We start from the raw sequence: 9,282 nt of genomic DNA on the forward strand, positions 1-9,282 counted from the left end.
TCAACGGCCAGCGACCTGTGGTCGCTGAACGCGGCGCAGACGGCGATCGACTTCGGTAACGTGGCGCGCAAACGCGTCGTCGACGAAGTCGCTCGGCAAGGTCACCGTCATCGACGACCGCAAGGTGCTCAAGGGCTGGACCCTCGACGCCGCGTGGTCGAAGTTCACGGCGGGCTCCGACGAGATCCCGGCCTCCGCGCTGACGATCACGCCGAAGGCGTTCGACAACGGTTCGCTGCTGCCGGGCGTCACGCTCGGCACCAACGGCACCAAGATCGCCGAGAGCACGGCGGTGTCGACGCTCACCGACGGTGCGCTGCTCGATGCCGACCTGAAGTTCGTGGCGCCGAAGGATGCCGCGGCCGGTCAGTACCACTCCACGCTGACGCTGACGCTCACCTCCAAGTGAGCCCTGCGGCCNGACGCTGAGNNGTGNGGGGAGGTCGTTCGNGACCTCCCCACACGGTGCGTTCACGATGCGATCGGGCCGACGCGGCATCCGTCATCTTCCGGAGCCGTCCCGATCACCCCTCGTTCATCCCCGCGACCACCCCTCGTCGCCCATATCTGCGGAGATTGACCGTGCAGTTCTCGACCACCCGATCGGGAAGGCGCATCCGGCACACGTTCGGTGCGTTCTTCTTCGCGCTCGCTCTCGCGCTCCCCGTCGCCGCGAGCGCGTTGCCCGCTCGTGCCGACGACACCGCTCCCGACCCCGGCGCGTCGGCAGCCTCGGTCGGTGTCGCGACGCGTCCCGCAGGAACGGACGGCCGCCCCGACGGGCGCACCCGATTCGCGTATGCAGCGGATCCCGGCCAGAGCGTGACCGACCAGGTGCTGGTCGGCAACACGGGCACGCAGCGACAGGACTTCACCGTCTACGCGACCGACGCGTACAACGCGACCAGCGGTGAGTTCTCGCTGCTCGCCACCGCCGAGACCCCGCAAGCCCTGGGCACCTGGGTGCGTTTCGAGAACGGCCAGGACCGCATCCAGTTCTCCCTCGAGCCGCAGGAAGTGCGTCTGCTCAGCTTCACCGTCGCCTTCCCCGCGGACGCGACCCCCGGAGATCACGCGGGCGGGATCGTCGCCTCGGTCACGGAGGAGGGGCAACAGGTCAGTCTCGACCGCCGCGTCGCGACGGCGCTGTTCGCGCGCGTGTCCGGCGACCTGCAGCCGCGCCTGACTCTGGCGAGCTTCGATGCGACGTATCAGGGCGACTGGTGGAACCCCTTCGGCGGCACGCTCAAGGTGCTCTATACGGTCGACAACCCCGGCAACGTCGCGCTCGCGGCGAACGTCTCCATGGGAGCCGTGACGTGGTTCGGCATCCCCGCCGCCGAGACGCAGGGCGGAGCGATCCCCGTGCTCCTTCCCGGCAACTCCGCGACCTACGAGTTCGATCTCGTCGGAGTGGGTCAGTGGGGTTACCTGAATCCGGCGGCGAAGCTGACGCCGTTCGTCGACGCCCCGGATGCCGCGATGCAGGTCGCGGTCGCACCGGTGAGCCGCGACACGGTTGTCGTCGCCGTCCCGTGGATGCTGCTGATCGCCGCCGCTGTCGCCGCGGCCGTGGTTCTGCTGCTGCGCTGGCGGCGCCGGCGCGACGAGGCGCGCGCCCGGGAATGGGTCGCCTACACCGAGCAGCAGGCGGCCATCGCGGCCGAGGCGAGGGTGCGTGCCGCCGCGGCGACCGCCCCGGCGGATTCATGACCGGGATCGGGCGGGCGCTGGTCGCGGCGGCACTCGGGCTCGGACTGCTGCTGGTGCCCTCCACGCTGGTCCACGCCGCCGACGACGACGGCAATGACAGCGCCAACCTCACCGTCACCGTCACCGACGGGTCGACCCCCAGCCCCACGCCGCGCCCCACCTCATCGTCCGCCGCACCCGTCCCTTCTCCCTCGTCAGGCAGATCGGGCCCGGGTACGGGGGCGACGGGCGGAAGTGGCGGAGCGGCCGGCACCGGCAGCGGGACGGGCGCCGGCAGCGGGACGGGCACGGGCACGGGCGGCACGGTCAGCATCGCGGGGATGGTCTACGTGAGCGGTGTCAATTCGTCGGTGGCCCTGTCGCCCGATCCTGCGGAGGCGGATGTCACTCTGTGGCTGTCGGTGCGAAACGCCTCCTCGAGCGTGATCGACCTGACCGCCGACTTCTGGATGGAGAGCGTGCTGTTCGGCACGGCACTGGATTCGGCATCCGCGGTGCCCGTCACGGGGCTGCAGCCGGGCGAGACGCGCCTCATCTCGACACGTCTGCACGGTGCCGGCCAGTGGGGCCTGGTCAACACCCACGTGAAGATCACGCCGCCCGCCACCGTCGAGGGCACGGCCTTGACCCCCGTGACCCGCGACGCGCTGGTCGTCGTCTTTCCGTGGTTGAGCATCTTGCTGGCGGCGACGCTCGTGATCGCCCTGCTCGCGTGGCGCGCCGTCGCGCTCGCCCTCGCCGCGAAGACCTCGGAGGCCACGGCATGACCGTGCTCGACGATGCGACTCAGGTCGTCGCCCCGGTCGCGGTGCCCCCGGCATCCGCTCCGCCTCCTCCGCCGCGCCGGCCCCGCCGGATGCCGCGACCCGCTCCTCACTACGCGCCCCTGTCGGCCGGACAGGCTCTCGTACGCGGCATCGTCTCTCTCATCGCCGCCCTCACCCTGGCCTTCGTTTTCCATCTGCTGGTGCTCAGCCACGTGCTGCACTTCGCCGCACAGCAGCAGCTCTCCGACACCTACCGCGCGCAGCTCGCTGCGGGCACGGCGCCGGTCAGCGAGGGGGACTTCGACGACGTGCTCCTCGCCGACGGCGCGCCCGTCGGCATCATCGACATCCCCCGCCTCGGGGTGCACGAGGTGATCGCCGAGGGAACGTCATCGGGTGTCCTCGCCGGCGGCCCCGGCCACCGCCGCGACACGGTGCTGCCGGGCCAGGTCGGCGTCAGCGTCGTGATGGGCCGCGCCGCCGCCTTCGGTGGGCCGTTCGGGCGTCTGCAGTCCTTGCAGCCGGGGGAGCGGTTCGAGGTGCGCACCGGGCAAGGGCTGAACACCTTCGAAGTGTTGGGAGTCCGCTACGCGGGCGACCCGACGCCGCCCGCGCCCGCCCGCGGAGAGAGCCGTCTCATCCTGCTCACCGCGCGCGGGGCGCCGTACGTGCCGACCGGGATCGCGTACGTCGACGCTCGACTCGTCGACAAAGGCCAACCCGCGGGCGCGCGTCAGACCACCCCGATCACGCTGCCGCCGTCGCATGCGGCGCTTGCGACGGACACGACGACCGTCTGGGCACTCGTCTTCGCGCTCCAGTTCCTCGTCGTCGCCGAGATCGCCGCCGTCTGGGCGTTTCGTCGGGTCGGCGCACAGAAGACCTGGATCGTCTTCGTGCCGATCCTGCTGCTGGCCAGCGTCTTCGTCTGCGATCAACTCGTCCGCCTGCTTCCCAACCTTCTCTGACTCGGAGCCCCATGTCTGACGACATCGAACCGTCCCGCGCAGCCCACCGCGCCGAGCGGGCGCACCGCCCGCGCTTCCTCGGACGCGCGAGCGGGCGCGCGCCGGTCTCCGCCGCGCTGGTGATGGCCGGTGGCGAATCGACCCTGTCTCCCGCGCCGAGCGAAGCCGTCGTTCTCGGCGGTGCCCCGGGGACGCACACGGATGCCGTCGGCGCGAGCGCGGTCCCGCTGTCGCCGTCGCAGCTCGAGGCGCGCTCCATCTCCGCGTGGTTCGGCGACCACCAGGTGCTCCACGACGTGTCGTTGCAGATGCCCGCGGGCCAGGTGACGGCCCTCATCGGACCGTCCGGCTGCGGAAAGTCGACGTTCCTGCGCATCCTCAACCGCATGCACGAACTGGTGCCCTCGGCATCCCTCGCCGGCGAGGTGCTGCTCGACCACGACGACATCTACGACGCCGGCCATCGTCTCGTCGACGCCCGCAAGAAGATCGGCATGGTCTTCCAGAAGCCGAATCCCTTCCCGGCGATGTCCATCTACGACAACGTCGTCGCGGGCCTGAAGCTCGCCGGCATCCGCGCGAGCCGCAGCGAGAAGGACGAGCTCGTGGAGACCTGCCTCACCAAGGCCGGGCTCTGGCGCGAGCTGAAGGACCGGCTGCGCGCGCCCGGCGGCGGGCTTTCCGGCGGACAGCAGCAACGCCTGTGCATCGCCCGATCCCTTGCGGTGCGGCCGCGGGTGCTCCTGATGGACGAGCCGTGTTCGGCGCTGGACCCGACCTCCACGCGCGTCATCGAGGAGACGATGACCGAGCTTGCGCGCGAGGTCACGATCGTCATCGTCACCCACAACATGCAGCAGGCGCAGCGGGTGTCCCAGCAGTGCGCGTTCTTCCTCGCCTCGCAGGGCCAGCCCGGCCACATCGTCGAGCACGGCGACACCGACGCGATGTTCTCGTCGCCGATCGACCCGCGCACCTTCGACTACGTCAACGGCCGTTTCGGCTGACAGGGACACGGACACGGATGGGTGCGCGGTGGTCGTGGCGCGAGATCGCACTCGCGCTCGGTGCCGTCGCACTGCTGGCCGTGTTCCTCGGGGGCGTCCTCACACATGTCGAGGCGGCGCCGTCCGTCTCGCCGGCATCACCCGCGGAGCGGCCCGTCGATGCGTTCGTGGAGATGCCCGAGAGACAGGATGCCGAGGCCGTCGCGCCCGTCACCGGTGATGCGGTGGCCGCGTCGTCGGCCACGCTCGCGCCCGTTGCGTCGGTCGACCCGGTCTGGCTCTCGCGCGTCTCTGCGGCCACCGGCATCCCCCCGCGCGCGCTGCAGGCGTACGCAAACGCGCAGCTGCGCATCGCGATCGAACAGCCCTCCTGCAAGCTCGGCTGGAGCACCGTCGCTGCGATCGGAGCGATCGAGTCCGATCACGGCCGCCACGGCGGTGCGGTGCTCGGCGAGAACGGGTACCCCACTCCCGCCATCCGCGGGCCGGCTCTCGACGGCGACGGCGTCGCCGCGATCGCCGACACCGACGGCGGCCGCTGGGACGGCGACACGCTCTGGGATCGCGCCGTCGGGCCGATGCAGTTCATTCCCGACACGTGGTCACGCTGGGGTGCCGACGGCAACGGCGACGGTGCCGCCGACCCCAACCAGATCGACGACGCGGCCCTCGCGACGGCGCGCTACCTGTGCGGGGCGTCGGCGATGGCGGATGCCGCGGGCTGGCGTGCCGCGGTGTTCGCCTACAACCACCTCGACGCGTACGTCGACGATGTGGCCGCCGCCGCGAATCGCTACGCCGCTGCCGCGGCGGGCTGAGTCCACACGAACTCCGCAGAATGTCATGAACTCCGCACCCGGGATGCCGATCGGGTGCGGACGTCGTCGCATCCTGCGGACCTGGCGAGGTGCCTCGCCGGTCGCCCGTCACATGGCGTCGGCGGTATGCGCCGATCCCTAGGATGGGGAGGTGGGCGCGGCATCCGAGTGCCCGTCGACATGTCTTCAGGAGTTCCACACGTGGCGCTGATCGTCCAGAAGTACGGCGGCTCGTCCGTCGCCGACGCCGAGAGCATCAAGCGGGTCGCCAAGCGCATCGTCGATGCGCGCCGCGCCGGGCACGACGTGGTCGTCGCGGTGAGCGCGATGGGCGACACGACCGATGAGCTGATCGACCTCGCCGCGCAGGTCGCCCCGATCCCGGCGCCTCGCGAACTGGACATCTTGCTGAGCTCCGGCGAGCGCATCTCGATGGCGTTGCTGGCGATGGCCATCCACTCGATGGGGTTCGAAGCCCGATCGTTCACCGGCAGCCAAGCCGGAATGATCACCACCGCCGACCACGGCTCGGCGCGCATCGTCGACGTCACCCCCGTGCGCCTGCGTGAGGCGCTCGACGAAGGTGCGATCGTCATCGTCGCCGGCTTCCAGGGCTTCAATCGGGATACCCGCGACATCACGACTCTCGGTCGTGGCGGCTCCGACACCACTGCCGTTGCGCTCGCCGCCGCGCTCGACGCCGACGTCTGCGAGATCTACAGCGACGTCGACGGCATCTTCACCGCCGACCCGCGCGTCGTGCCGAAGGCCCGCAAGCTCGACGTCGTGTCTGCCGAGGAGATGCTCGAGCTCGCCGCCAACGGCGCCAAGGTGCTGTACATCCGCGCCGTCGAGTACGCGCGTCGCCACGGCGTGATGATCAATGCCCGCTCGACGTTCAGCTCCGGACGCGGCACGTTCGTGCTCGGCCCGGGCATGAGCGTTCCCGAAAGCCTTGCTCCCGACAGCACAGAGGAGTCCCCCATGGAAGAGCCCATCGTCGCCGGCGTCGCCACCGATCTCAGCCAGGCCAAGATCACCGTCATCGGCGTGCCCGACGTTCCCGGCAAGGCGGCGGAGATCTTCACCGTCATCGCCAAGTCGGGGGCCAACGTCGACATGATCGTCCAGAACGTGTCGGCGGCGGCGACCGGTCGCACCGACATCTCGTTCACGCTGCCCAAGTCGGATGCCGCGACGGCGCTGCGGGCGCTCGCCGCCGAGCAGGCGGGCATCGGTTTCGAGAGCCTCGTGCACGACGACCAGATCGGCAAGCTCTCCGTCGTCGGCGCCGGTATGCGCACCCACTCCGGTGTGTCCGCGACGCTGTTCGAGGCGCTGTCGACCGCGGGCGTGAACATCGAGATGATCTCGACCTCGGAGATCCGCATCTCGGTCGTGCTCCGCGGTGACGAGCTCGCCCAGGCCGCCCGCGTCGTGCACACCGCCTTCGGTCTTGACAGCGACACCGAGGCGACCGTCTACGCCGGCACCGGCCGCTGACGCCGAGCGGCCGAACGGCCGCATATCCTCGTTCCATGTCGCCGCGTTCCGTTCCCGAAGACCAGGTCACCGCAGTGCCCTCGCGTTCGAGCATGGGTCGGGGCTTCGACGTGGTGGCCGCTATGGTCGCCCTGTCTCCGATGCACGCGGACGGGGTGAGTGTGCAGCAGGTCGCTCAGCAACTCGGACGCGATCGGTCGCAGGTGTCGCGTACGCTCGCCGCCGTGCATGATGAGGGGCTCGCCGTTCGCGACAGCGAGGGACGTTATCGCCTGTCGTGGGACTGGTACGCCACGGCGCAGGAACTCGTGCATCGGCGGCTGCGCAGCGCCGGGCTCGCCGTGCTCGACGACCTGGCGGCTGCGAGCGGCGAAGCCTGCTTCCTCAGTGTTCTCTCCGGCGATGCCACGGTCACGATCGTGGAGAGCATGCCGCCGGCGACACGAATGATCGGCTCGTGGGTGGGACGCGCCTACCCCGCGTTCTGCAGCGACGCCGGACGCGCCGTGCTGTGGGATGCCGACGAGGAGGAGATCCGTGGTGTCTTCGCCGACACGGACTTCTCCCGCGGCGGCCCCCGCGCTCCGCGCGACGTCGATGAGTTCCTCGCCCGCATGGAGGCGAGCCGCGCGCAGGGCTTCGCGATCGTCGACGAGGAAGCCGAGCCGCAGCTGTTCTCCGTATCGGCGCCGGTGTGGGACTTCCAGGGCGAGGTCGTCGCCGGTCTGCAGATCGTCGGCGAGAAGGATGCGCTGGCGCCCCGTGTCGACGAGCTCGGGGCCGCGTGCGTGTCTGCCGCCGCGGTCCTGTCGGCAGCACTCGGCGCCGCCGACGGACGTTAGGCGGGCTGGTCCGCGACGAGGCTGAGTCTGTCGACGGCGGACGCCAGCGCGGTGAGCGCCTCCCGAACGCGGCGCTGCCCCCGAGCAGGAGCCGTCACCGCGACCGCAGCCACGATTCGTCCCCCTCGCCGCAGGGGCAGGGCGTGCTCGTGCGCGCCTTCGACGTATTCCTGCGCCGCGGTGATCCGCCCGCTCGTCCGATCGCGCGCCTGACGGGCGATCACCTCTTCGGGGGAGTGCGCTGCGGCGGGACCGCCGACGCCCACGAACTGCACCGCCTCCAGAAGAGCCGAGATCTCGGCGTCTGAGTGGTCCCAGAGCAGGGCCCGTCCCGCGCCGGTGCACCAGATCGGCAGGCGTGCGCCGGGATGCAGGTAGCCGTCGTCGCGCCCGGACGGATGCTCCACGCGCAAGAGCACGGCCGCAGGGCCGTCGGCGGCGGCGATGACCGCGCTGACGTCGTGGGCCACGGCGAGTCGGCGCAGCTCGCCGCGCGCGGCGCGCAGCCACGGGTGGGCGAGAGACGCGCCGGTGCGCAGATAGCGGGGCCCCGCACCGAAGAGCGTGGCCTCGTCGCGCTCCAGGTAACCCAGCTCGCGCAGCTCCTGCGTCAACCGCGACACGCGGCTGCGCTCGATGCCGGTCGACTCGGCCAGTCGTGACGCGTTGTGCGCGAGCCGACCCGACCTCTCGCGACGCACGGCCTCGTCCACGAGGGCGAGGCCCTGAAGGAATGACGAGGGGGAAGCCATGTCGTGCTCTCGCGTCGGTCAGGCGGACAGAGAGATCGCTCGCCGCGGCAGGAGGCGACCCCAGGATGTATAGAGGTTAGCCGCGATCTGTCCGCTCGCGTGTTCCAGATCGGCGCCGCTGATGCGTTCGGCCCCCTGTGCACCGTAGAGGACGACCTCGTCGCCGATCACGGCATCTTCGGCGGAGGTGACATCGACCAGCAGGGTGTTCATCGCGAGCCGATCGACGACCGGCATCCTCCGTCCGCGGACGAGTACCTCGGCCCGCCCTCCGAGCGTGCGCTGATACCCGTCGGCGTAGCCGAGCGGAACGGCGGCGAGGCGGGCGGGGGCATCGAGTCGATGCGTGCGGTCGTAGCCCACCGTGCGCCCGGCCGGATACGCCGAGATCGCGGCGATCCGCGACACCAGGCGCATTGCGGGCCGAAGTCCGGCGAGGGATGCCGAGGTGTCGCCGTACAGTGCGGCACCGATCCGCACGAGGTCGAAGCGCGAGGCGGGAACGGTCAGGGCCGCATAGGAGGTCGCGCAGTGGCGCTGGAGCGGCCCCCGAGCCAGCAGCGCGCCCGCGTGGCGCGCCTGGATCGCGAACGCGGCGGCGCCGTCGTGGACGTCATCGGCGTCTTCGCACGGGAAGTGCGACGCGACGCCGACCACGTCCAGTCGCCCGTCGGCGCCGATCTGCCTCAGCTGCGCCGCCGCATTCGCGTCGTCGAGGTCGATGCCGTCACGGCTGATCCCGGTCGCGTTGATCGAGACGTGCGCGCGCACCCGCCGCCCGGTCGCCGCCCCCGCCGCGGCGACGACGGCGGCATGTGCGGCACCGCCGATCCACTCCTCGACGCCGAGGCCGGCGGCATCCTCCACCTCCTCGCGCAGGGCGGACTCTAGAGGATCCCCGGGACCGAGCTC

General features: G+C 71.0%; 10 protein-coding genes. 8 read left to right on the plus strand and 2 right to left on the minus strand.

The window, feature by feature from the left end:
- The first annotated feature begins 124 nt into the window (after positions 1 to 124).
- The 8 genes from I5I_RS04655 (at position 125) to I5I_RS04690 (ending at position 7,618) form a co-directional block, all read left to right on the plus strand.
- Entirely contained in the window at positions 125 to 409 is a 285-nt protein-coding gene (locus I5I_RS04655; protein WP_036317001.1) for a hypothetical protein, read from the plus strand.
- Positions 410 to 582: 173 nt separating this feature from the next.
- A complete protein-coding gene (locus I5I_RS04660) occupies positions 583 to 1,713 on the plus strand; it encodes a COG1470 family protein (RefSeq protein ID WP_036317003.1) in 1,131 nt (376 codons plus the stop codon).
- Positions 1,710 to 2,480: a hypothetical protein gene (locus tag I5I_RS16005; protein WP_051039478.1), complete on the plus strand. Its 771-nt coding sequence runs from the start codon at positions 1,710 to 1,712 to the stop codon at positions 2,478 to 2,480. The genes I5I_RS04660 and I5I_RS16005 overlap by 4 nt, the downstream gene beginning before the upstream one ends.
- Entirely contained in the window at positions 2,477 to 3,448 is a 972-nt protein-coding gene (locus I5I_RS04670; protein WP_036317006.1) for a sortase, read from the plus strand. Before I5I_RS16005 ends, I5I_RS04670 begins: the two co-directional genes overlap by 4 nt.
- Before the next feature lie 227 nt (positions 3,449 to 3,675).
- A complete protein-coding gene (locus I5I_RS04675; RefSeq protein WP_051039481.1) occupies positions 3,676 to 4,455 on the plus strand; it encodes a phosphate ABC transporter ATP-binding protein in 780 nt (259 codons plus the stop codon).
- A gap of 17 nt (positions 4,456 to 4,472) precedes the next feature.
- A complete protein-coding gene (locus I5I_RS04680) occupies positions 4,473 to 5,273 on the plus strand; it encodes a lytic transglycosylase domain-containing protein (RefSeq protein ID WP_036317011.1) in 801 nt (266 codons plus the stop codon).
- A 201-nt stretch (positions 5,274 to 5,474) separates the two neighbouring features.
- Entirely contained in the window at positions 5,475 to 6,776 is a 1,302-nt protein-coding gene (locus tag I5I_RS04685; protein WP_036317014.1) for an aspartate kinase, read from the plus strand.
- Between the two features lie 35 nt (positions 6,777 to 6,811).
- A complete protein-coding gene (locus I5I_RS04690) occupies positions 6,812 to 7,618 on the plus strand; it encodes an IclR family transcriptional regulator (protein WP_051039479.1) in 807 nt (268 codons plus the stop codon).
- Here I5I_RS04690 and I5I_RS04695 read toward each other — a convergent pair.
- Together I5I_RS04695 and I5I_RS04700 are read right to left on the minus strand one after the other, a co-directional pair.
- Positions 7,615 to 8,370 carry an IclR family transcriptional regulator domain-containing protein gene (locus I5I_RS04695; RefSeq protein ID WP_036317019.1) on the minus strand — a complete coding sequence of 252 codons (756 nt, stop codon included), beginning with the start codon at positions 8,368 to 8,370 and terminating at the stop codon, positions 7,615 to 7,617. The genes I5I_RS04690 and I5I_RS04695 overlap by 4 nt on opposite strands.
- 18 nt (positions 8,371 to 8,388) lie before the next feature.
- Positions 8,389 to 9,282 (minus strand): alanine racemase C-terminal domain-containing protein (locus I5I_RS04700; protein ID WP_036317025.1); only part of this gene is annotated, 894 nt, incomplete at its 5' end.

Source organism: Microbacterium sp. B24, assembly GCF_000333415.1.
Taxonomy (GTDB): domain Bacteria; phylum Actinomycetota; class Actinomycetes; order Actinomycetales; family Microbacteriaceae; genus Microbacterium.